19 protein-coding genes and 1 tRNA gene are annotated in these 21,016 nt (G+C 71.7%); 13 read left to right on the top strand and 7 right to left on the bottom strand.

Annotated features, from left to right (window positions below; translation table 11 throughout):
- Nucleotides 1–11: 11 nt before the first annotated feature.
- From A6A29_RS33260 to A6A29_RS33250, 3 genes are all read right to left on the bottom strand, one after another.
- The gene (locus A6A29_RS33260; protein ID WP_073725956.1) at nucleotides 12–926 is read right to left on the bottom strand and encodes a cellulose-binding protein; all 915 of its coding nucleotides are present in this window, start codon (nucleotides 924–926) and stop codon (nucleotides 12–14) included.
- Nucleotides 927–1,120: 194 nt separating this feature from the next.
- Nucleotides 1,121–3,763: an SUKH-4 family immunity protein gene (locus tag A6A29_RS33255; RefSeq protein WP_073725954.1), complete on the bottom strand. Its 2,643-nt coding sequence runs from the start codon at nucleotides 3,761–3,763 to the stop codon at nucleotides 1,121–1,123.
- A gap of 5 nt (nucleotides 3,764–3,768) precedes the next feature.
- Nucleotides 3,769–4,746: an SMI1/KNR4 family protein gene (locus A6A29_RS33250; RefSeq protein WP_073725952.1), complete on the bottom strand. Its 978-nt coding sequence runs from the start codon at nucleotides 4,744–4,746 to the stop codon at nucleotides 3,769–3,771.
- Between the two features lie 247 nt (nucleotides 4,747–4,993).
- On the opposite strand from A6A29_RS33250, the gene A6A29_RS33245 reads away from it, so the two are divergent.
- Nucleotides 4,994–5,515: a YwqJ-related putative deaminase gene (locus tag A6A29_RS33245; RefSeq protein ID WP_073725950.1), complete on the top strand. Its 522-nt coding sequence runs from the start codon at nucleotides 4,994–4,996 to the stop codon at nucleotides 5,513–5,515.
- A 10-nt stretch (nucleotides 5,516–5,525) separates the two neighbouring features.
- Nucleotides 5,526–6,023: an SUKH-3 domain-containing protein gene (locus A6A29_RS33240; RefSeq protein ID WP_073725948.1), complete on the top strand. Its 498-nt coding sequence runs from the start codon at nucleotides 5,526–5,528 to the stop codon at nucleotides 6,021–6,023.
- 229 nt (nucleotides 6,024–6,252) lie between these two features.
- Here A6A29_RS33240 and A6A29_RS33235 read toward each other — a convergent pair whose 3' ends face one another.
- Nucleotides 6,253–7,566, bottom strand: a complete 1,314-nt coding sequence (locus tag A6A29_RS33235) for a sensor histidine kinase (RefSeq protein ID WP_073725946.1) — start codon at nucleotides 7,564–7,566, stop codon at nucleotides 6,253–6,255.
- A 238-nt stretch (nucleotides 7,567–7,804) separates the two neighbouring features.
- On the opposite strand from A6A29_RS33235, the gene A6A29_RS45530 reads away from it, so the two are divergent.
- The 6 genes from A6A29_RS45530 (at nucleotide 7,805) to A6A29_RS33210 (ending at nucleotide 12,618) form a co-directional block, all read left to right on the top strand.
- Nucleotides 7,805–7,877, top strand: a tRNA-Gln gene (locus A6A29_RS45530).
- Nucleotides 7,878–7,986: 109 nt separating this feature from the next.
- Nucleotides 7,987–9,435 carry a bifunctional UDP-N-acetylglucosamine diphosphorylase/glucosamine-1-phosphate N-acetyltransferase GlmU gene (gene glmU / locus A6A29_RS33230; protein WP_073725944.1) on the top strand — a complete coding sequence of 483 codons (1,449 nt, stop codon included), beginning with the start codon at nucleotides 7,987–7,989 and terminating at the stop codon, nucleotides 9,433–9,435.
- Between the two features lie 119 nt (nucleotides 9,436–9,554).
- Entirely contained in the window at nucleotides 9,555–10,532 is a 978-nt protein-coding gene (locus A6A29_RS33225; RefSeq protein ID WP_073725942.1) for a ribose-phosphate diphosphokinase, read from the top strand.
- A gap of 200 nt (nucleotides 10,533–10,732) precedes the next feature.
- The gene (locus tag A6A29_RS33220; protein WP_073725940.1) at nucleotides 10,733–11,317 is read left to right on the top strand and encodes a 50S ribosomal protein L25/general stress protein Ctc; all 585 of its coding nucleotides are present in this window, start codon (nucleotides 10,733–10,735) and stop codon (nucleotides 11,315–11,317) included.
- Nucleotides 11,318–11,445: 128 nt separating this feature from the next.
- A complete protein-coding gene (gene pth / locus A6A29_RS33215) occupies nucleotides 11,446–12,039 on the top strand; it encodes an aminoacyl-tRNA hydrolase (protein WP_073725938.1) in 594 nt (197 codons plus the stop codon).
- A 108-nt stretch (nucleotides 12,040–12,147) separates the two neighbouring features.
- Entirely contained in the window at nucleotides 12,148–12,618 is a 471-nt protein-coding gene (locus A6A29_RS33210; protein ID WP_073725936.1) for a hypothetical protein, read from the top strand.
- A 33-nt stretch (nucleotides 12,619–12,651) separates the two neighbouring features.
- On the opposite strand, the gene ppc is transcribed toward A6A29_RS33210, so the two are convergent.
- A complete protein-coding gene (gene ppc, locus A6A29_RS33205; protein ID WP_073725934.1) occupies nucleotides 12,652–15,381 on the bottom strand; it encodes a phosphoenolpyruvate carboxylase in 2,730 nt (909 codons plus the stop codon).
- A 337-nt stretch (nucleotides 15,382–15,718) separates the two neighbouring features.
- Here ppc and A6A29_RS33200 point away from each other — a divergent pair, with 337 nt between their 5' ends.
- The 3 genes from A6A29_RS33200 to A6A29_RS33190 all read left to right on the top strand — a co-directional run bounded on the left by A6A29_RS33200 (nucleotide 15,719) and on the right by A6A29_RS33190 (nucleotide 18,080).
- Nucleotides 15,719–16,702, top strand: coding sequence for an acyl-CoA desaturase (locus tag A6A29_RS33200; RefSeq protein WP_073725932.1), 984 nt, complete (start codon nucleotides 15,719–15,721; stop codon nucleotides 16,700–16,702).
- Complete coding sequence (locus tag A6A29_RS33195; protein ID WP_073725930.1) at nucleotides 16,699–17,385, top strand: TetR/AcrR family transcriptional regulator; 687 nt, start codon at nucleotides 16,699–16,701, stop codon at nucleotides 17,383–17,385. Before A6A29_RS33200 ends, A6A29_RS33195 begins: the two co-directional genes overlap by 4 nt.
- Nucleotides 17,386–17,474: 89 nt before the next feature.
- Nucleotides 17,475–18,080, top strand: coding sequence for a Uma2 family endonuclease (locus A6A29_RS33190; protein WP_073725928.1), 606 nt, complete (start codon nucleotides 17,475–17,477; stop codon nucleotides 18,078–18,080).
- Here A6A29_RS33190 and A6A29_RS33185 read toward each other — a convergent pair.
- A complete protein-coding gene (locus tag A6A29_RS33185; RefSeq protein WP_079183128.1) occupies nucleotides 18,052–18,984 on the bottom strand; it encodes a trans-aconitate 2-methyltransferase in 933 nt (310 codons plus the stop codon). The two genes, A6A29_RS33190 and A6A29_RS33185, sit on opposite strands and share 29 nt — an antisense overlap.
- A gap of 88 nt (nucleotides 18,985–19,072) precedes the next feature.
- Between A6A29_RS33185 and A6A29_RS33180 the strand changes: the two genes are divergently transcribed.
- Entirely contained in the window at nucleotides 19,073–19,570 is a 498-nt protein-coding gene (locus A6A29_RS33180; RefSeq protein WP_073725926.1) for a MarR family winged helix-turn-helix transcriptional regulator, read from the top strand.
- On the opposite strand, the gene A6A29_RS33175 is transcribed toward A6A29_RS33180, so the two are convergent.
- Nucleotides 19,529–20,338, bottom strand: coding sequence for a LuxR C-terminal-related transcriptional regulator (locus A6A29_RS33175; RefSeq protein WP_073725924.1), 810 nt, complete (start codon nucleotides 20,336–20,338; stop codon nucleotides 19,529–19,531). The genes A6A29_RS33180 and A6A29_RS33175 overlap by 42 nt on opposite strands.
- A gap of 245 nt (nucleotides 20,339–20,583) precedes the next feature.
- Between A6A29_RS33175 and A6A29_RS33170 the strand changes: the two genes are divergently transcribed.
- Nucleotides 20,584–21,016 (top strand): GNAT family N-acetyltransferase (locus A6A29_RS33170; protein WP_073725922.1); only part of this gene is annotated, 433 nt, incomplete at its 3' end.

The following is a 21,016-nucleotide window of genomic DNA, read 5'->3' as shown; positions in this document are numbered from 1 at the left end:
CCGCCCCGCCCTCAGTCCTCCGTCGCCCGGTCGTCGTCCGCCGACGGAGCGACGCGCCCGGTGAGCGCCGCGAGCGAGTTGCGTACGTGCGTCATGTGCGCCTGCACCTCCTCGCGGCCCTCGTCGTGCTCGCGCAGGACGCGTTCCGTCTCCCGGACCACGCGCTCCTCGCGCACCCCGGCCTCCACGAGCAGCTCGGCGGCCCTCGCCTCCGCGTCCTCCTGGCCGTGCCGGGCCGCCTCCTCGGTCTCCGCGAGCGCCCGCTTGGCGTCGGCGAGCAGCGCCTCCGCCCGGGCGGTCAGCTCCGTGTGCCGGGCAGTCAACGCGGCTTCCTCCGCTGCCAGTTCGGCCTCCGACACCTTCGTACGCTCGGTGTGTTCCTGCTTCTGGTGGGCCAGCACGCTCGCCGTACGGCGCCGCGTCTCGCGCATCGCCGTCGCGGCCGTCTCCGCGACCTCGGCGGCCTCCTGGCGGGCACGGGAGACGGTGTCCTCGGCGGTGTTGCGCGCGGCATCGAGCACCTGCTCCGCGTACGCCTCGGCCGCCGCCCGTACCGTCCCGGAGTACTCGCGGGCCGCGTCCCCGGCCGCCCGACCCGCCGTCCCGGCCGCGTCCCGCCACTCCTGGCCCTCCGCCTGCGCGGCGTCGCGCATCGTCTCGGCCTCGCTCTCGGCGAGCGCCAGGATCTGCTGGGCCCGCTCACCCAGCTCCGCGTAGGTCTGCGGGGCGAGCGTGGCCACGGTCTCGCCCAGCCGGGCCGACTCGGCGGCCAGCTCCTGTGCCAGGTCCGACAGCCGGGTGATCTCGGCCAGTGCCGCGTCCCGCTCCGCCGACAGGGCTGCCACGGTGCCGTCCACCTGCTCAGGGCGGTAGCCACGTCCCCGTACGCCGACGAAGCCGTACGCGGAATCCGGTGCAGCACTCATCCTTGAAGCCTCTCTCCGACTCTCCGACACCCATCAATACGTCAAGGATGCGGCAATTGGTGAAAGAAGTCGGAATCGATCAACGCCATTCGGCGCGGAAGCGACCGGCATCACAGCGCGGAAGAGCGTGAGGCGCCCGTCCCCCTCAGGGGTCCGGGCGCCTCAGGGCCGTCACCGAAGAAGGTACGTACAGGTCAGAGCAGCCCGTCCCACATCTGCTCCAGCAGCACGGACCACCAGCTCTCCGGCGACGCGAGCGCCGCCGGGTCCAGCGCCACCAGCTGCGCCTGGAAGTCGACGGTCCAGCGGCCCGCCTGCTCCGGGTTGAGCCCGAAGCGCAGCCGCCACATCCGGCCGAGCAGTGCCATCGAGCGCACGAACTCCGGCAGCCCGGTGTTCACGAACTGTGGCGCCGCCGTACGGCCGGCCGGTCCGGCCTCCACCGGCACGGCCACGATGTGCGCCGTGCCGTACTGGACACAGATCGCCCGGCCGAAGTCGGTCCCCATCACGAGGTACGAGCCCGCGTCGGACGCGGGCTGCACCTGGCGCTGCGTGGCCAGCTCGGCCAGCGTGGGGACCACCGGCTGACCCGGCTGCGCCCAGAAGAACGGCCCGAAATCGGCGGGCAGCCCCGCCCACACCAGGGTCTGCGCCACGATCTCGGGCACGCCCTGGCGGGACACGGCCCGCTGGTCGAAGCGGAGCACGCCCTGCGGGCCGAAGGCCATCGCCAGCTCCTCCGCGACCGCCTCCGGCGGAATCGCCGGGGCGGGCGGCAGCTGCGGCAGCGGGGCCCGTACCGGCGCCGGGCGGGCCGGACCGTCGGCGACCTGGTGCAGCTCGCCCTGGTGGGTCAGCAGATGCTGCATGCCCTGCTGACGGCTCGCGTGATCGGTGCCGTACGGGGCGACGCTGGTGATCCGCACCTGCGGCCAGGTCTCCCGGATCATCCGCGCGCAGTAACCGCCCGGCAGCTCACAGGACTCCAGCTCGGTGTGCAGCTCGATCACCTGCTGCGGCGGCACGTTCATGGCGCGCAGCTCGTGCAGCATCTGCCACTCCGGGTGCGGGGTGCCGGGCGCCGAGCGGCGGATCAGCTGCTGCTCGCTCCCGTCCGGGGCCCGGAACCGCAGGACGGCCTGGTAGCCGGGCCCGACGGTCGGCTGACCGGTGGGCTGCTGCGGATAGCCGTACGACGGAGGCGGAGGCGGCGGTACGTGGGGATTGGGCGGTACGGGGCCGGGGGCACCGCCCAGCGGCATCCCGGGCGGACCGGGAGGCGCGGGCGCACCCGGAGGACCGGGCGGGCCGGGCGGCTGGGGGGCCTGGGGGCCGACCGGACCGGGGCTCGCCAGCATCGTCGCGGCATGGTGCACCCCGCCGCCGGGAGGAGCGGGGGGCGGGGGCGGACCGGGCGGCGTCGGCGCACCCGGCGCACCCGGAGGACCGGGCGGGCCGGGAGGCTGCGGCGCACCGGCACCGGCACCGGGCACGCCGGGCGGGCCCGGAGGCTGCGGAGCGGCCAGGCCGCCGGGGCCGCCGGGGCCGCTCGCGTCCGCGAACATCGTCGCCGCATGGTGCATCCCGCCACCGGGCGGCGGCGTGGCACCCGGCGGACCGGGCGGCGTGGGAGGGCCGGGGGGCGTGGGCGCACCCGGAGGGCCGGGCGGGCCGGGCGGCTGCGGCGCTCCGGGCGGGCCCTGCTGGGCGACGAGCTGCGTCGGCAGATAGCCGCCCGCCGGGGCACCGGGCGCACCCGGACCCGAGGGCGGCGGCGTCGCTCCGGGGCGCACGCCGGGAGTTCCCGGGGCGCCGGGCGGCGGCGGGGTGCCCGCACCGCTCCCGCGGGTGCCGCGCGGCTGCACCACGGCCTTGCTGGTGGCCGCGTCCGCGATGTCACTGGGGCGGGAGCCGGGACCGGGGCCCTGCTGCGGATTCAGTGCGGGAGCGACGCTCGTACGCGGCAGATGGCTGCCGCCGGACATCAGCGCCGTGGGCGCGTCGGCGGGCACGACCAGCGGCGGGGCCCCCTCGTCGTCGGCCCCGGAGAGGGGCGGCGCGAACACCGTCGCGGGCAGCGGGACGGCGCCCTCGTCGGACCCGCCGTTGGTGTCGGTACCGGCCCAGGGGGTGGACCCCACGGGCACGGCGGCGGACGACGCGGACGCGGGAACACCGTCGGATGCCGTCGGCTCGTAGTCGCCGGGAGCGCCCTGGCCGGCGGCTGCCGGCCAGTCGGCCGCCGAGTCCCCGGACGGAGCCCCGACGGGAGCGGCGGGCGCAGCGGGAGAGGGCGCGGAGGGAGGAGAGGAAGGAGGAGAGGGAGGAGAGGGAGGAGAGGGAGCGGGCGGGGCGGCGGATGCCACGGGCGTCCCCGGAACCGGCGTCGCCCCCGCCCCCGCACCCGCACTCGCGTCCGCGTCCGTACTCGCACCGCTGTCCCGGTCCGCGCGCCGGTCCGGGATCCCCAGCTTGTCCGCGGCCTCCTGGAGCCACTCCGGCGGGGTCAGCAGGAACGACGTCTGGTTCAGGTCGATGCGCTGCGGCGGCGCCGGAGCGGGCGGCGCGTCGGACGGGGCGCCGTACTCCTCCTCGTACCGCCGGATCACCTCTCCCACCGGCAGTCCGGGCCACAGCGTGGCCTCACCGCTGTCGCGGGCGATCACCAGCCGCTGGCAGCCGCCGTCCGAGACGGGGCCCTCCGCCCGGTCCTCGGCCCACACCACGAAGCCCAGCTCGAACTCACGGACCCGCACCTCCCGGTGCTGGTACACGGCCACATCGCCGTTGACCCACTCGTCCGCCCGCTCCTGTGCCTGAGCGAAGGTCACCATCGCGCTCACCCCTCCACCGGGACGGCCTGCGCGAAGCCACCGTCCACCATCAGGTTCGCCACCGTCTCCAGCTCCGGCGGATTGCCCGCCAGCCGCTGGAGGAAGACGTCGAAGTCCGTACCGCAGGGCAGCAGCAGCCGTTCGGCACGCTCCTGCACGCTCCAGCCGTCCTGGTCCCTGGCGTCGTCGTACGGACAGAACCACACCGAACCGATGCCGTCGCCCCGCACCTTCACGGCGAGGATGCCGCCCTGGACGAAGCCGACGCCCAGGTAGTCCTTGGTGAAGTGGTCCCGCAGGCACTTGTTGATGTACAGCAGGTCGTTCACCGCGGCCTCTTCCCGCACGGTGAAGAACGGCTGGTCCACCAGCAGACCGAGTTCCGCGTCCAGCGCCGCACCCACGGGGGCCGAACCGCCCGCCGCCTTGAGGAAGGAGCGGTACGCGCCCGGCAGCCGGTAGCCGAGGTCCTCCTCCACGCCCTGGATCTGCTGCTCGCTCACCGCGACGGCACCCTTCGGCAGCCGGAAGTGCGCGGGCCGGGTCTCCTGCAACGGGCGGGTGCCGCGCCGGTTCTGGTCGACCGCAGTCGTGGTCAGACCGGCGTGGTGGCGCAGCAGCGCCTTCACCTCGACCGGAACCAGCTCCATCCGCCGGCCGCCCGCCACGTGGTGCCAGGTCCAGCCGTGCGGCGTCGCCACCGCCGGGATCGTGTCCCACAGCTCGTGGCCGCTCGCCGCCAGCGCGGCGTTCGCCGACACGTAGTCGGTGAGCCGCAGTTCGTCGATGCCGAACCCCTGCGGGGGATCGGCGATCTCGGCGGCGGCACGCGCGTACGGCGAGAGTTCCGGATGGCCGTCCCCGTCCACGCGCACACCTCTGGGGTGGCGGGACGCCCGGACCGGGTCCGGGAAGTGCACGACCTGCCCGGCGTAGGCCGCGTTCGGTGGCGCGGCTTGCTGCCCGAGCCGACCTGTCGTCATGGCGGTTGCCCCCTGCTGCGTCCGGTGTTCCGCACAGCCTATGCGGTGGGGCAACAGGGGGAACCGCCCCTCCGACTCCGTCACGAACCGTCACGTCGGCGTGACGGAAGAGCGAGGAAAGAGCGACGATCTCGCACCCTTTGTGCGACACGCAGACACGTTAAACCCACCCAGCTTCCCCATCACCCGGCACATTTGGCAGGCTGTCCCCGCAACTCGGGGGATTGCAGGGAGGGACGTCAGCACGATGCATACGGCACAAACGACCACATCCGGGGACCCGCGACTCAGCTGGAGCAGTACCGAGACCAGCCGCACCCCCCACCTGCACCACCGCCGCGACGGCATCCTGCCCGCCGTGGCCGCAGCGCTGTCCGTACGCGGAGAGACGCTCACCTGCACCGCGGGCAAGGGGGACCAGCCACCCGCACTGCACCCACTTGTCCAGGACTTCCTCGACACCCTCACCAGCGGCCAGCGCGAACGCTTCACCGGCCGCTGTCCCGAGGCCATACTCCTGTCCCGGCAGCTCACCGCCGCCGAGGGCAACCGCTCCAAGCGGGCCCAGCGCAAGCCGCTGACCAACGGCGAGGCCCGCCGCGCGCTGAAGCACTCACGGATCACCGCCCGCCGCATCCGCGAGGACGGCGATCCGCTGCACGGCAGCTACGCGCCGCCCTGCCGCTCCTGCACGGCGATGCTCGCCCACTTCGGCGTACGTCCCGTCGACCTCACCACCGGGGCGGCGACCACCGCCGAGAAGGGCTGACCGCGCGCAGATGCAAGGCCAGAATCAGCACACCTCCACCCGCTTCCCCGTCGCCGTCGACGCCGCCCTGCGCGACGCCGGCTGGCAGCCGGGACGCTGGGACATCCGGCAGGCCGAGGAATGGGCGGACGCACTGCGTTCCCACGCCTCACCGGCCGGACATCAGCACGCCGTCCTCCCGGCGGCCGTCGAGGTCTGGGCGGAGTTCGGCGGGCTGCACATCACCGCGTCCGCGCCCGGCCGCCAGATCGCCCCGGCCTCGGTGCGCATGGACCCGCTGAGCGGGCTGCATCTGGCCCGGACGCTGGGCGACCTCGGGCGGGCGCTGAAGACGGAGGTGAGCCCGCTCGGCGAGGAGGGGGAGGGTCAGGCCGTGCTCGCGATCGACAGCGAGGGCCGGGTCTACAGCATCGACCACACGGGCGACTGGTACCTCGGTGCGGACATCGACCAGGCCCTGGCCACCCTGGTGACCGGCGCCCAACCGTCCCGCCTGACCTTGGGCTGACCTCTGACTGACCTCGGGCCGACCTCGGACTGGCCTCGGACTGTCCTCGGGCCGACCTCGGGCTGACCTCGGGCCGACCGCTGGACCGGGCCGAGCTGCCGGGCCGAGCTGATCGACCCCCGGCCATCCCCTGCCGGTCCGGGGTGGGCCGGTCCGGGCGGGCGGGGGCGGACAGGCCGACGCGGGTGTTCCCCGTCCCCGGTCCGCGTGCGGCGCCTCAGCCCGCGCCTCAGCCCCGGTCCGGCAGTACCGCCGATACCCGGAAGCCCCCCGCGTCCGTCGGGCCGGAGACGAACACACCCCCGAGCCCCAGCACCCGCTCCCGCATCCCGACCAGCCCGTTGCCCCCGCTCGGCAGGCCCGCGTCCGCCGCGGCGCTGTCCGAGGGGCCGTTCTCGACCTGCATCGCGACCTCCTCGCCGCGGTGCGCGAGCCGTACCCAGGTCTTCGCCCCCGCCGCGTGCTTGTGCACGTTCGTCAGGGCTTCCTGCACCACCCGGTACGCGGTCTGCTCGACCTCGGGCGCGTACGGGCGCAGCTCGCCGTCGACCGACAGCTCGACAGTCATCCCCGCCTCGCGGGACTGCGCGACGAGCACCTCCAACTGGTGCAGGCGCGGCCCGTCCTCGCTCGCGGCGGCGGCCGCGGCGGCCGCCGCCCGGCCCACCTCGGCGAGCGGTACCCGGCCGGCCGCCGCGGGGGCGGCCAGCGCGTCCCCGCTACGCAGGACACCGAGCATCTCGCGGAGCTCGGTCAGCGCCTGGCGCCCCATGTCGCCGACCAGCGCGGCGTTGCGTACGGCCTTCGCGGGGTCCTTCGGGGCGACCGCCTGGAGGGCCGCCGCGTGGACGACCATCAGGCTGACCCGGTGGGCGACCACGTCGTGCATCTCCCGGGCGATCCGGGTCCGCTCCTCGGTCCGCGCCCACTCGGCGCGCTCCTCGGCCCGGTCGGCGAGGAGCGACAGCTCCCGCTCCAGGGAGTCCGCCCGTTCGCGCAGGCTCTCCATGAGCCGGCGCCTGGCCCCTATGTAGAGGCCGAACAGCAGCGCGGGCGCCGTCAGCCCCAGCGACATGAAGCCGGACACCAGCGGTACGTACCAGTCGCCGGGCCCGAAGTCGGCCTGCTCGGTGACGCTCTGGCGCAGCCGTACATAGGTGACGATGAACGTGCCGAACAGCGACATGCCCGTCAGTACGACGGTGATCCTGCGCGGCACCTCGGACGCGGCCAGCGTGTAGAGGCCCACGAGGCCCATCAGGAAGCCCATCTCGGCCGGTGTCGTCCCGATCGACACCAGCACCACGGCGATCGGCCAGCGCCGCCGGACCACCAGAACCGCACCCGCGATCAGCCCGAACAGCACCCCGATCGGCACCGGCAGCCCGGTGTCCCGGGCGAACTCCACCCCCTCCAGCGCACACTCCAGCGCCGATACCAGCGCCAGCCCCACGTCCAGGGCGACACTGCGTCGCCGTTCCCACCACCAGTAGCCGCGGGTGGTCGATCCCGCCGCTTCCCGGTCTGCCCCCGTTGCGGTCATGCGGTCCAGCCTACGGGCGCGCGCACCTCATTTTGGAGTGACCGGGGCGCCACCGCGCCGAGTGCGAGCAAGAACACCGGCGACGGCTCCAGTGGCCGGGTTGTCGCCCTTGTCGCCTTCGTGACCAAGAGCGACGAGAGCCGACGAGAGCTGTCGTCGCGTAGAAGGCGCTTGGTACGGCATAGTGTTGGGTGCCGATCCGGCGGGCCGACTTATTGTCCGGTTTAGCCGGGATTGATCCCCCATGGTGTAATCAGGCAGCACTGCGGTTTTTGGTACCGTCTGTTCAGGTTCAAATCCTGATGGGGGAGCACCCGCTCACGGGCCCCGACCTCACCGGTCGGGGCCCGCGCTCGTTTCGTGCGGAAACACCCCCGGTATCCTGCGGATGTCCACCACCCGAAGCCGAAGGGCACATCCGTGAGCGCCAACAGCCCGGCAGCCGTCGTCGTCCTCGCAGCGGGTGAAGGCACCCGCATGAAGTCGAAGACCCCCAAGGTCCTGCACGAGATCTCCGGGCGCTCGCTCGTCGGACATGTCGTCACCGCCTCCCGCGAACTGGAACCCCAGCACCTCGTCGTGGTCGTCGGCCACGCCGGTGAACAGGTCACCGCGCACCTCTCCGCCGGTGACACCCCCGTACGGACCGCCTTCCAGGCCGAGCGGAACGGCACCGGCCACGCCGTGCGCATGGGGCTCCAGGAGCTCGGCGGTGTCGTCGAGGGCACCGTGATCGTCGTCTGCGGCGACACCCCGCTGCTCACCGGCGCGACGCTCACCGCGCTCGCCGCCACCCACGCCGCCGACGCCAACGCCGTCACCGTGCTGACCGCCGAGGTCCCGGACTCCACCGGCTACGGCCGCATCGTCCGCGACCCGGCCGACGGCGCGGTCACCGCGATCGTCGAGCACAAGGACGCCACCGAGGCGCAGCGCGCGATCGCGGAGATCAACTCCGGAGTGTTCGCCTTCGACGGCCGACTGCTCACGGACGCGCTCGGCAAGGTCCGTACGGACAACAGCCAGGGCGAGGAGTACCTCACCGACGTCCTGTCCATCCTGCGCGAGTCCGGGCACCGCGTCGGCGCCTGCGTCACCGCCGACCACCGCGAGATCCTCGGCATCAACAACCGGCTACAGCTCGCCCAGGCCCGCACCCTGCTCAACGAGCGGCTGCTGGAGCGGGCGATGCTGGCGGGCGTGACGGTCATCGATCCGGCGTCGACGCTGATCGACGCCACGGTCACCTTCGAACCGGACGCGATCGTGCACCCCGGCACCCAGCTGCTGGGGGCGACCCACCTGGCCGAGGACGCCGAAGTCGGCCCGAACACCCGGCTGAAGGACACGGTCGTCCACGCGGGCGCGCGCGTGGACAACACGGTCGCGGACTCGGCCGAGGTCGGGCCCGGGGCGTCGGTGGGCCCGTACGCGTATCTGCGGCCCGGTACGCGGCTCGGCGCGAAGTCCAAGGCCGGTGCGTACGTGGAGCTGAAGAACGCCACGATCGGCGAGGGCACGAAGGTCCCGCACCTGAGCTACGTGGGCGACGCGACGATCGGTGACCACACCAACATCGGCGCGGCCAGCGTGTTCGTGAACTACGACGGGGTGGCGAAGCACCACACGACGATCGGCTCCCACTGCCGGACCGGGTCGGACAATATGTTTGTGGCGCCCGTCACGGTGGGGGACGGTGCCTACACCGCCGCCGGGTCGGTCATCACCAAGGACGTGCCCGCCGGTTCGCTGGCCGTCGCGCGGGGCCAGCAGCGGAATATCGAGGGTTGGGTGGCCCGGAAGCGTCCGGGAAGCGCCGCCGCACAGGCGGCCCAGGCCGCGTCCGGGGAGACCGACGGCGAAAGCTGACCGGAAACAGGCGCGCCCGACACGGCGTACCGTGATAGATGCTCACCCATTTCGGCTGGCTCGTTGCACATCGGGACCTATGCGTGCAGCGCCAGATACACGTCTGAGGAGACTGTGCTGTGACCGGGATCAAGACGACCGGCGAGAAGAAACTGATGCTCTTCTCCGGCCGCGCCCACCCCGAGCTGGCCGAGGAGGTCGCACACCAGCTGGGTGTCGGTCTCGTGCCGACGAAGGCCTTCGATTTCGCCAACGGTGAGATCTACGTGCGTTTCCAGGAGTCCGCCCGCGGCGCCGACTGCTTCCTGATCCAGAGCCACACGGCTCCGATCAATAAGTGGATCATGGAGCAGCTGATCATGCTGGACGCGCTGAAGCGCGCTTCGGCCCGTTCCATCACCGTGATCGTGCCGTTCTACGGGTACGCCCGTCAGGACAAGAAGCACCGCGGCCGTGAGCCGATCTCGGCCCGTCTGATCGCGGACCTGATGAAGACGGCGGGTGCCGACCGCATCCTCACCGTCGATCTCCACACCGACCAGATCCAGGGCTTCTTCGACGGCCCGGTGGACCACCTGTTCGCGCTGCCGATCCTGGCCGACTACGTCGGTGCGAAGGTCGACCGCTCGAAGCTGACGATCGTCTCCCCGGACGCCGGACGCGTGCGCGTCGCCGACCGCTGGTGCGACCGGCTGGACGCCCCGCTGGCGATCGTCCACAAGCGCCGCGACAAGGACGTGCCCAACCAGGTCAGCGTCCACGAGGTCGTCGGCAACGTCGAGGGCCGGGTCTGTGTCCTGGTCGACGACATGATCGACACCGGTGGCACGATCTGCGCCGCCGCCGACGCCCTGTTCGCACACGGAGCCGAGGACGTCATAGTGACGGCGACCCACGGCGTGCTGTCCGGCCCGGCCGCGGACCGCCTGAAGAACTCCAAGGTCAGCGAATTCGTGTTCACGGACTCGCTGCCGACGCCGGGCGAGCTGGAGCTCGACAAGATCACGGTGCTCTCGATCGCGCCGACGATCGCGCGCGCGGTACGCGAGGTCTTCGAGGACGGTTCGGTGACGAGCCTCTTCGAGGAGCAGGAGTAATCCCTGCTCAGGCCGTGCCCGTAAGGGTGCGGTAGATCCACTTTGGGGTGCGGCCTCCCCGCCGGGTAGACTCAGCGAGTTGCTCGGCGAGGGAGGCCGTACCTTTCGGTACGGCGGTCCGTTATCGACGCGCTCTTCGTAGCAGGCCTGTCGTGGGCCGGGTGACCATTCGAGTTTCGTCACTTACGAGGAGTGCAACCATGGCTGAGATCAAGCTCGCCGCTCAGGTCCGTACCGAGTTCGGCAAGGGCGCCGCCCGCCGCACCCGTCGTGCCAACCTGGTTCCCGCCGTCATCTACGGCCACGGCGCCGAGTCGGTCCACATCAACCTGCCGGCCCACGAGCTTCAGCTCGCGCTCCGCACCGCCAACGTCCTGATCGGTCTGGAGATCGACGGCAAGGACGCCCTGGTCATCCCGAAGGCCGTGCAGCGCAACGCCCTCAAGGGCAACATCGAGCACGTCGACCTGCTGACCGTCAAGCGCGGCGAGAAGGTCAACGTCGAGATCGCCGTGCACGTCGACGGCGAGCTGGCCCCGGGCGGCAACCTGCTGGAGTACGTGCAGAACACCCTGCTCGTCGAGGCCGAGGCCACCCACATCCCCGAGTCCGTCACGGTTTCCATCGCGGGTCTGGACGCCGGTGACTCGATCCTGGCCAAGGACATCCCGCTGCCCGCCGGCTCCGTGCTGGCCGGTGACGAGGACGCCGTCGTGCTCCAGATCGTCGCCGCGCAGGCCGAGGAGCCGACCGCCGACGCCGACGCCGCGACCACCGAGGCCTGAGCCTCGCCGCGTGCTGCTCCACCTGCTTGACTGACGGGGCGGCGGAACCCTTCCGGGTTTCCGCCGCCCCGTCCGCCTGTACCCGTCCTTCCGTACCCGCCCTTCCGTACCCGAGGAGAACCCGCGCGATGTCCGACGCCACCGACCCCTGGCTCATCGTGGGCCTGGGCAATCCCGGTCCGGAGTACGCGGCGAACCGGCACAACGTCGGCTTCCTGGTCGCCGACCTGCTGGCGGAGCGGATCGGCGGGAAGTTCAAGCGGGCCCAGAAGGCGCAGGCCCAGGTCGTGGAGGGCCGGATCGGCCCGCCGGGACCGGAGAACCGCCGGGTGATCCTGGCGAAGCCGATGTCGTACATGAATCTGTCCGGCGGGCCGGTGACGGCGCTGCGCGACTTCTACAAGGTGCCCACGGACCACATCGTGGCCGTCCACGACGAGCTGGACATCGACTACGGCGCGCTGCGGCTGAAGCTCGGCGGCGGCGACAACGGGCACAACGGGCTGAAGTCGATGACCAAGTCGATGGGCCCGGACTACCACCGGGTGCGGTTCGGGATCGGCCGGCCGCCGGGCCGGATGCAGGTGGCGGACTTCGTACTGAAGGACTTCTCGTCCACGGAGCGCAAGGAGCTGGCGTTCCTGGTGGACCGGGCGGCGGACTCGGTGGAGTGCCTGCTGGCGGAGGGGCTGGAGCGGGCGCAGAGCGCGTACAACTCCTGACATTCCCGCTGTTTCCCCGCCGGTCCCCCACCGATTCTCCGATGGCTGTACGGCGGTTTTCGGCCACAGGTTGACCCGGGGTACGGGTCTGGCCAAGGATCTGCCCCCATGAAGCGGAGCTCTTCCCACCGCACGTTGCTCATCGGCCGGGTGGCCGCCATGGGTCTCGTTGCCCTGTTGTTGCTGGTCGCGGGCGCGTGGTCGTCCTGGAACACCGCGCATCACGTCGTCCTGAGCAAGGGCCGCGAGCACGGCACGATGACGGTCACCGGGTGCGGTGAGGAGGTGTGCACGGGTCCCTACGAACCGGACGCGAAGTCGCCGGACCGTACGCGGCTGACCGTGGAGAAGTCCGTCGCGGCGAAGAAGGGGGACCGGTTCCCCGTGGTCGTGAAGCCCGGTACCGATGACGCCGTGCGCGCCGGTACACCGGGTTTCCTGCACGCCTGGATGCCGCTGGGCGGTTCGCTGCTGCTGGCCGCCCTGATCGTCGGCGGCGGGATGCGGCTGACCCGGACCGCGTGGGGTTGCGGACTGGCGGGCACGGTCCTGCTGGTCGCGACGTTCGTCGCGCTCTGACAGGACCGCACCCGCCGGCGTCCGCCGGCCTGATCAGCCGGTGTTGCGCAGACCCGCGGCGACACCGTTCACGGTGAGCAGCAGGGCCCTCGCGAGCAGCGGGTCGGCCTCCTCGCCGCGCTCGGCGGCCTGCCGCTGGCGGGCCAGCAGCGAGACCTGGAGGTAGGAGATCGGGTCCAGGTAGGCGTCGCGGATGGCGAAGGTCTGCTGGAGCACCGGGCTGGTGCCGAGCAGTTCGGTGCCTCCGGTGACCTTGAGGACCTCGCTCACGGTGAGCGCGTGCTCGGCCTCGATGTCCGCGAAGACGTGCTTGAGCTCGTCGGGGACGAGCGTGTCGACGTAGTGGCGGGCGATGCGCAGGTCGGTCTTGGCCAGCGTCATCTCGACGTTGGACAGGAAGTTCTGGAAGAAGTGCCAGCGCTCGTGCATTTCGTCCAGGACCGTGTCGAGTCCGGCCTCGCGCAGCGCCTTGAGGCCCGAGCCCACGCCGTACCAGCCGGGCACGATCTGACGGGACTGGGTCCAGCCGAAGACCCACGGGATGGCCCGGAGTCCGTCCAGACCGGCGCCCGAGTCGGGGCGGCGGGAGGGGCGGGAGCCGAGGTGGAGTTCGGCGAGCTGGTCCACGGGGGTGGACGCGAAGAAGTACGCGGGCAGGTCGGGGTCCTCGACCAGCTTGCGGTACGCGTCGTGCGCGGCGTTGGAGACGGTGTCCATCGCGGCGTCCCAGCGGGCGAGTGCCTCGTCGGACTGACGCGGTGCGGTGTGCAGCGCGGATGCCTGGAGGGTGGCGGCCACCGTCAGTTCCAGGTTCTCCCGGGCGAGCGCGGGGATGAGGTACTTGTCGGAGATGACCTCGCCCTGCTCGGTCACCTTGATCTCGCCCTCCAGCGTGCCCCACGGCTGCGCGAGGATCGCGTCGTGCGAGGGGCCGCCACCGCGGCCGACGGTGCCGCCGCGGCCGTGGAAGAGACGCAGGCGTACGCCGTAGCGGTGGGCGACGTCGCGCAGCCGGCGCTGGGCGCGGTGGATCTCCCACTGGGAGGTGGTGATGCCGCCGAACTTGGAGGAGTCGCTGTACCCGAGCATGACCTCCTGCACGTCGCCGCGCAGGGAGACGAGACGGCGGTAGGACGGGTCGGCGAGCATCTCGTCGAGGATGACGTCGGCGGCGCGGAGCTCGTCGGTGGTCTCCAGGAGCGGCACGATGCCGATCTTGGCCCAGCCGCCGTGCAGGTCGAGGAGACCCGCCTCGCGGGCGAGGACGGCGGCGGCGAAGACGTCGTCGGCGCCCTGGCACATCGAGATGATGTAGGACTCGATGACCTCGGGGCCGAAGCGCTCGAACGCTTCCTTGATGGTGTGGAAGACGCCGAGGGTCTTCTCACCGGCGGCGTCCAGCGGGGCCGGGGTCGGGGCGAGCGGACGGCGGGAGCGGAGCTCCTTGGCGAGGAGCTTCTGCCGGTAGTCGCGCGGCATGTCGGCGTAGCGCCAGGACTCCTCGCCGAGCCGGTCGAAGAGCTGGCCGAGCGTGTGGTGGTGCGCGTCGGCGTGCTCGCGTACGTCCATGGTGGCCAGCTGGAGCCCGAACGCGGACAGCGTACGGATGGTGCGGTCCATCCGGCCGTCGGCGAAGAGACCGCCTCGGTGCTCGCGCAGCGAGGTCTGGATGAGTGCGAGGTCGGCGATGAGTTCGGCGGTGCCGAGGTAGTCGCAGCCGGGGCGGTGGGGCGTGCCGGAGGCCAGGCGCTCGCGGGTGTTGACGAGCTTCTGCCGGATGCAGGTGGCCTTGAGGCGGTAGGGCTCCTCGGCGTTCAGCCGCTTGTAGCGGGGGCTGATCTCGGGGAGGCGTTCCAGGTCGCTCTGGAGTGAGGTCAGCAGCTCGTCGGTGGCGCCGGTGTAGCGGATGGAGTTCGACAGGAGTCCGCGCAGGTAGTCGATCAGTTCCAGGGCGTCGGTGATGCCGTGCTCGTGCTGGAGGATCAGGACTTCCCAGGTGACGGCGGGCGTCACATTGGGGTTGCCGTCGCGGTCGCCGCCGATCCAGGTGCCGAAGGTGAGGGGGCGGGTGCCCGCGGGCAGTTCGACGCCGACGCGTTCCAGTTCGGCGGCGAGGTCCTCCAGGACGTCACCGACGGCGTTGGCGTGGAGCTCGTCGAGGTAGTAGATGGCGTTGCGGGCCTCGTCGGCGGGCTCGGGCCGGACGACGCGCAGCTCGTCGGTCTGCCAGATGAGGTCGATGTTCTCGGCGAGCCGGAGGTCGTGGCGGCGCCGGTCGGCCTCGATGACGGGGGTTTCGAGGAGCTCGGCGATACGGCGGAGCTTGTTGAGCACGGAGCGCCGGGCGGCTTCGGTGGGGTGTGCGGTGAAGACGGGACGGACGTTGAGGTTCTTGACCGTCGCGCGCAGGTGCTCGGGGTCCGCGTCCTTCAGCCGGTCGGCGGTGCGGGCGAGGAGCCCGCCCTCCGCGGCGCGCCGGTCGCGCATCTCGTGGGCGCGGTGGACCTGCTCGGTGACATTGGCGAGGTGGAAGTAGGTGGAGAAGGCGCGCACGAGCTGTGCGGCGGTCTCCAGGTCCGTGTCGCCGAGAAGTTCGGCCGCGGCCTCGCCGTCGGTACGGGTCAGGGCGCGAACCCGCTCGACGAGGTCGAGGAGCTCCTGGCCTTCCTGACGTACGAGGGTCTCGCCCAGCAGGTCGCCGAGGCGTCGGATGTCCGCCCGCAGCTCGGGGCTGGCGGCAGGGGTCTGGTCGGCACTGCTCACAGTGTGCGGCTCCTTGCAGTGGTTGAGCACGGGATCCGGGGCCCTTCGGCGCCAGCGGTGCTGTCGCCACGCCCCGTCGAGCGGGTGCGGACCGCGCTGTCCGACCCTTCCAGGATAGGTGTCGTCGCAGGCGGCGTCTCCGCTGCCCCGAGGGGTGCGGGCGATGCCGTCGGCACCGGTCCCCTACCCGGTGTGCGTACGGGGTACCGCACGGGACGGGCTGGACCGGCCTCTCGTGTTGTGGGCCCGGTCACTGCCATACTTACCAAGCCGTAGGTTACGGAAGCGTAGCCAGGGCCATCCGTCGTATATCTCCTCACCCCACAGAGGATTCCCCATGCCGACCAGCCCCGATGTGATCGACGATCCCCAGCCGGCCGCGGAGGGCCGCGCACTCCCTCCCGCCACGCTCGGCGGCGACAAGAAGCGTTCGGTCGAGCAGATCGCCCTGCTGCTGTTCATCGTGGTGCCGTTCCTGGCCCTGGTCGCGGCGGTGCCGCTGGCCTGGGGGCGCGGTGTCAGCTGGCTCGATCTGGGTCTGCTGGTGGCGATGTACTACCTCGGCTGCCACGGGATCACGATCGGCTTCCACCGCTACTTCACGCACGGCGCCTTCAAGGCGAAGCGTCCACTGCGCCTCGCGATCGCCGTCGCCGGGTCGATGGCCGTGGAGGGACCACTCGTGCGCTGGGTGGCCGACCACCGCAAGCATCACCGGTTCTCCGACGCGGAGGGCGATCCGCACTCGCCGTGGCGGTTCGGCGAGAGCCTGCCGGCCCTGATGAAGGGCCTGTGGTGGGCCCACATCGGCTGGATGTTCGACGAGGAGCGGACATCGCAGGAGAAGTACGCCCCGGACCTGGTCAGGGACCCGGCCCTGGTCGCGATCTCCCGGCACTTCCTCACCTTCACCCTCGTCTCGCTGGCGATCCCGCCGCTGGTCGGCGGTCTGGTGACGATGTCCTGGTGGGGCGCGGCGACCGCGTTCTTCTGGGGTTCCCTGGTACGGGTGGCGCTGCTGCATCACGTCACCTGGTCGATCAACTCGATCTGCCACGCGGTCGGCAAGCGCCCCTTCAAGTCCCGTGACAGGTCCGGGAACGTGTGGTGGCTGGCGGTCCTGTCCTGCGGCGAGTCCTGGCACAACCTGCACCACGCGGACCCGACGAGCGCCCGGCACGGAGTGCTGCGGGGCCAGGTCGATTCCAGTGCCCGGCTGATCCGTTGGTTCGAGAAGCTGGGCTGGGCGTACGACGTGCGGTGGCCGGACGCGGCCCGTATCGCCTCCCGGCGCAAGCGCGTACCGGCCGACGCGGCATGATTGACGACGTGGCGACCGACGGAAGCACAAGCGGCGAGAAGAGCAGACCCTCCCCCACGCGCCGGACCCGACGGGTCCGGATGACCGGCAAGGAGCGGCGCGAACAGCTGCTGGACATCGGACGCGCCCTGTTCGCCGACAAGGGTTTCGAAGGCACCTCGGTGGAGGAGATCGCGGCCCGCGCCGGGGTCTCCAAGCCCGTCGTCTACGAGCACTTCGGCGGCAAGGAGGGGCTGTACGCCGTCGTGGTCGACCGTGAGATGCGCCAGCTGCTGGACATGGTGACGGGCGCCCTCACCGCGGGTCATCCGCGCGAGCTGCTGGAGCAGGCGGCGTTCGCGCTGCTCGACTACATCGAGACGTACACCGATGGCTTCCGCATCCTGGTCCGCGATTCGCCCGTCGCCCAGTCGACGGGCACGTTCGCGTCCCTGATCAGCGATATCGCCACCCAGGTCGAGGACATCCTGGGCCTGGAGTTCAAGGCCCGCGGCTTCGAACCGAAGCTGGCCCCGCTGTACGCGCAGGCGCTGGTGGGCATGGTCGCGCTGACCGGCCAGTGGTGGCTGGACGTCCGCAAGCCGAAGAAGGCGGAGGTCGCCGCCCATCTGGTGAACCTGGCCTGGCACGGCCTGGAGAACCTGGAGTCGAAACCCCGACTGATAGGCCACCGGAAGAACTGAGCCGACGCGTCACCCGTTGCGGTGACGACCTGGGAAACCCACCCCTACTGTGGTCAACAGGGCCAAGAATCCCGTCCATGGGAGGAATCATGACCGCCGAGTCGACCGCCGCGCACAGTTCCCGCTGGCCGGTGCCGCCCCAGGGCGGCTACACCGTGGACGATCTGTTCACGCTGCCCGATCTCCCGCCGCACACGGAATTGCTCGACGGGAGCCTGGTCTTTGCGAGTCCACAGCGGATTTTTCACAGCCGCACGATCGACCTGCTGATGTACGGCCTGCGGGCCGGCGCTCCCCGTGAGGTGAAAGCCGTCCGGGAGATGACCGTTGTCCTCGACCGTCGCAACGGCCCCGAGCCCGACATCTCCATCATTCGCGCCGAGGCCGAAACCGGGAGCCTGGAGCAGACCTCCTACAACGCCGCCGACGTCCTCCTGGCCGTCGAAGTGGTCTCCCCCGACTCCGAGGCGCGCGACCGTGAGGCGAAGCCGCAGAAGTACGCCGCGGCAGGCATCCCGAATTTCTGGCTGGTCGAGACGGCCGGGACCGACCGGCACCCGGTCGTGCGGGTCTACGAGCTGGACCCGGTGACGAAGGCGTATGCGCTGACCGGGATCCACCACGACCGCCTCAAGCCCGGCGTCCCGTTCCCCATCGACATCGAGATCACGCTGGACGCGCTGAATCGGCTCTGACGCCCGCGCATCGGCCGGCCGCGGGTCGCCGGCCTCCCTTCCGCGCCACCGCGAAGACGCGGCGGAACGGGAACACCGTGCCGTGCGGGCCCGGCGGGTACGCGGTGCGGAGCAGGTCGCGGTATTCGGCGAGGAACGCGTCGTGGGCTTCCCTGTCGTCGGCGAGGGCGGTCAGGACCGGGCGCAGGGCGGTGCCCTTGACCCAGTCCAGGACCGGGTCGTCGCCGGGCAGGGTCTGGAGGTAGGTGGTCTCCCAGACGTCCGCCTCGCAGCCCAGGTCCTGGAGCCGGGCGAGGTAGTCGGCGGGCGGGAGGACCGCGGCCGTGCGGTCGCCCACCCCGTGCAGCAGGGGGCGCCAGCGGTCGGATTCGCGGAGGGCGGCGAGCAGGGTGTGGCTGGGGGCGGTGAAGTTGCCGGGGACCTGGAAGGCGAACGTGCCGCCGGGGGCGAGGGCGTCCAGCCAGACCGGGAAGCGGTCCACGTGGCCGGGGAGCCACTGGAGCAGGGCGTTGGAGACGATCAGGCCGTACGTCTCGGTGGGGGTCCACGTCGCGGCGTCGGCCCGGGTGAAGTCGAGGAGGGGGCGGGCGTGGGCGGCGGCCTGTCCCAGCATCTGCGGGGAGTTGTCGTAGCCCGTGACGCGGGCCCGCGGCCAGCGGTCGGCGAGGAGCGCGGTGACGTTGCCCGCGCCGCAGCCGAGGTCGGCGATACGGGGCGCGGGGTGGCCGGGCAGGTCGCCGACACGGGCCAGGAGGTCGCGGAACGGGCGGGTGCGATGGTCCGCGTGGCGCAGGTACTGCTGCGGGTCCCAGGTGGGCGAGGGTGTGGGGACGGGGCCGGGGGTCGGTGCGGAGATCGGTGCGGAGATCGGTTCGGGGAGGGGTTCGGGGAGGGGTTCGGTCATGGGAACAGGATCGGCACGCAAGTATCTTGATGTCAAGACACTTGAATTCAAGAGACTTCATGTCGACAGACCCTCTACACTGATCGACATGGAGGACGAGGTCGACCGTCTGGTCGCTGCATGGCGCCGAGAGCGCCCCGACCTCGACGTGGAACCGCTCGAGGTCCTCAGCCGCGTCTCCCGTCTGGCCCGCCACCTCGACCGGGCCCGCCGGATCGCCTTCTCCGAGCACCACCTGGAGCCGTGGGAGTTCGACGTCCTCACGTCGCTGCGCCGCGCGGGCGACCCGTATCAGCTCTCCCCCGGCCAACTGCTGACCCAGACCCTGGTCACCTCGGGCACGATGACCAACCGCATCGACCGGCTGACCAAGAAGAACCTCGTCGAGCGGCTGCCCGACCCGAGCGACCGCCGCGGCGTGCTCGTCCGGCTGACCGCCGAGGGCCGCGACAAGGCCGACCAGTCACTGGCCGGACTGCTCGCCCAGGAGCGCGCCATCCTCGGCGAGCTCTCCCGCCACCAGCGGGGCGAACTGGCCGGACTGCTACGCCAGTTGACCGCCCCGTTCGACAACATCCCGGGCTAGGACGACAGGCCCCCCGGTCAGTTCGGCGACGTTCCCGGACAGCTCGGCGGGGCCCACCCCGGCCCGTCTGGCCAGCGCCACGGCGGCGAGCGTCGAGTGCACGCCCAGCTTCCCCAGCACGTTCTGCATATGGGTACGCACCGTGTGCGGGGACAGGAACAGCCGCTCGGCGACCGCCTTGCGGCCCAGCCCCGCCACCATGCAGCGCAGCACCTCACGCTCGCGCGGGGTCAGCGACTCCACCAGCCGTTCGCTCTCGGTACGGTGCTTGCGCGCCGCGGTCAGCTCCCGCAGGACACCGGTCAGCAGGGCGGGCGGCAGATGCGTCTCGTCGCGCAGCACGCCCCGTATCACCGCGAGCAGCCGTTGCAGCGAGCAGTCCTTGGCCACCCAGCCCGAGGCCCCGGCCTGGAGCGCCCGCGCCGCCCGGCGGGGGTCGTCCCGCTCGGCGAGCACCACCGTACGGACCGACGGGCGGCCCGCACGGACCCCGGCGACCAGCGAGATGCCGTCGACCGGGCCGTTCTCCCCGTGCTGCGGTACGGGGACGGGACGGGCTCCGTCCGTGGCCAGGATGCCCAGCTCGGCATCGATCAGCATCACGTCGTAACAGTGCCCCTCGGCCGCCGCGCGGTCCAGGCAGCGCAGCGCTGCCGGACCGCTGCCGGCCGCCGCCACATCGACGTCCGGTTCGGCCGCGAGCGCGGCGGCGAGCGACTCGGCGAAGATACGGTGATCGTCGACCACGAGAACCCGGATTCGCGCCACAGACATCCCCTTCGGCCGGGACGGGCCGGTACGGGTACGACACCCGGATCATCGAGGTGGTGGTCCACAGCCCCACGGCCGCCGCCGTGTGCCGGCTGCCACCCCACCCGGGCGTCGTACCCGACTGTCTCGCCCCCTGAATCGACACCGGCCCCCACCGGTGCTGGGCATCAGCGTACGGGCGGGGGCCGACGGGGGAAGGTAATTCGCGGAACTGGTTGCCCACGGTGTTTAGGGTGTGCTGCATGTTCCGTCTTGAGACAGAAGTAGACAGAGAACGTCGCATTCTGCTGAGCGGGCGTCTGCGGGACGACAACAGAGCCGACTCACCGGAACTGCGCGCACTGCTCTCCACCTCCGCCGAGCACGAAGTCCCCCTGGAGGTATGGGTACTGGACGAGCGGGGCGGGATCGTCGGCGGTCTGACCGGGCGGACCTGGGCGTACTGGCTCCATGTGGAGCTGCTCTGGGTCGAGGCCACCCACCGCGGCATCGGCCTCGGTTCACGGCTGCTCGCCGAGGCCGAACGGGTGGCCCGCACGGAACGGGCCTGCACCGCCTCCCGGCTGGAGACCTGGGACTTCCAGGCCCCCGGTTTCTACCGGAGACACGGGTACGAGGAGTCCGGGCGGGTCGACAACTACCCGCCCGGCGTAACCGAGTTCATCCTGACGAAGC

It is taken from the genome of Streptomyces sp. TSRI0281 (assembly GCF_001905125.1).
Classification (GTDB): Bacteria; Actinomycetota; Actinomycetes; order Streptomycetales; family Streptomycetaceae; genus Streptomyces.
The sequence above is the reverse complement of the archived record's forward strand: the minus strand, read 5'-3'. Positions and strand labels throughout refer to the sequence as shown.

Coding starts and splice junctions, on each gene's coding strand:
- A6A29_RS33260 (WP_073725956.1), bottom strand. CDS start 926: ATGAGTGCTGCACCGGATTCCGCGTACGGCTTCGTCGGCGTACGGGGA.
- A6A29_RS33255 (WP_073725954.1), bottom strand. CDS start 3,763: ATGGTGACCTTCGCTCAGGCACAGGAGCGGGCGGACGAGTGGGTCAAC.
- A6A29_RS33250 (WP_073725952.1), bottom strand. CDS start 4,746: ATGACGACAGGTCGGCTCGGGCAGCAAGCCGCGCCACCGAACGCGGCC.
- A6A29_RS33245 (WP_073725950.1), top strand. CDS start 4,994: ATGCATACGGCACAAACGACCACATCCGGGGACCCGCGACTCAGCTGG.
- A6A29_RS33240 (WP_073725948.1), top strand. CDS start 5,526: ATGCAAGGCCAGAATCAGCACACCTCCACCCGCTTCCCCGTCGCCGTC.
- A6A29_RS33235 (WP_073725946.1), bottom strand. CDS start 7,566: ATGACCGCAACGGGGGCAGACCGGGAAGCGGCGGGATCGACCACCCGC.
- A6A29_RS33220 (WP_073725940.1), top strand. CDS start 10,733: ATGGCTGAGATCAAGCTCGCCGCTCAGGTCCGTACCGAGTTCGGCAAG.
- pth (WP_073725938.1), top strand. CDS start 11,446: ATGTCCGACGCCACCGACCCCTGGCTCATCGTGGGCCTGGGCAATCCC.
- A6A29_RS33210 (WP_073725936.1), top strand. CDS start 12,148: ATGAAGCGGAGCTCTTCCCACCGCACGTTGCTCATCGGCCGGGTGGCC.
- A6A29_RS33200 (WP_073725932.1), top strand. CDS start 15,719: ATGCCGACCAGCCCCGATGTGATCGACGATCCCCAGCCGGCCGCGGAG.
- A6A29_RS33195 (WP_073725930.1), top strand. CDS start 16,699: ATGATTGACGACGTGGCGACCGACGGAAGCACAAGCGGCGAGAAGAGC.
- A6A29_RS33190 (WP_073725928.1), top strand. CDS start 17,475: ATGACCGCCGAGTCGACCGCCGCGCACAGTTCCCGCTGGCCGGTGCCG.
- A6A29_RS33185 (WP_079183128.1), bottom strand. CDS start 18,984: ATGACCGAACCCCTCCCCGAACCCCTCCCCGAACCGATCTCCGCACCG.
- A6A29_RS33180 (WP_073725926.1), top strand. CDS start 19,073: ATGGAGGACGAGGTCGACCGTCTGGTCGCTGCATGGCGCCGAGAGCGC.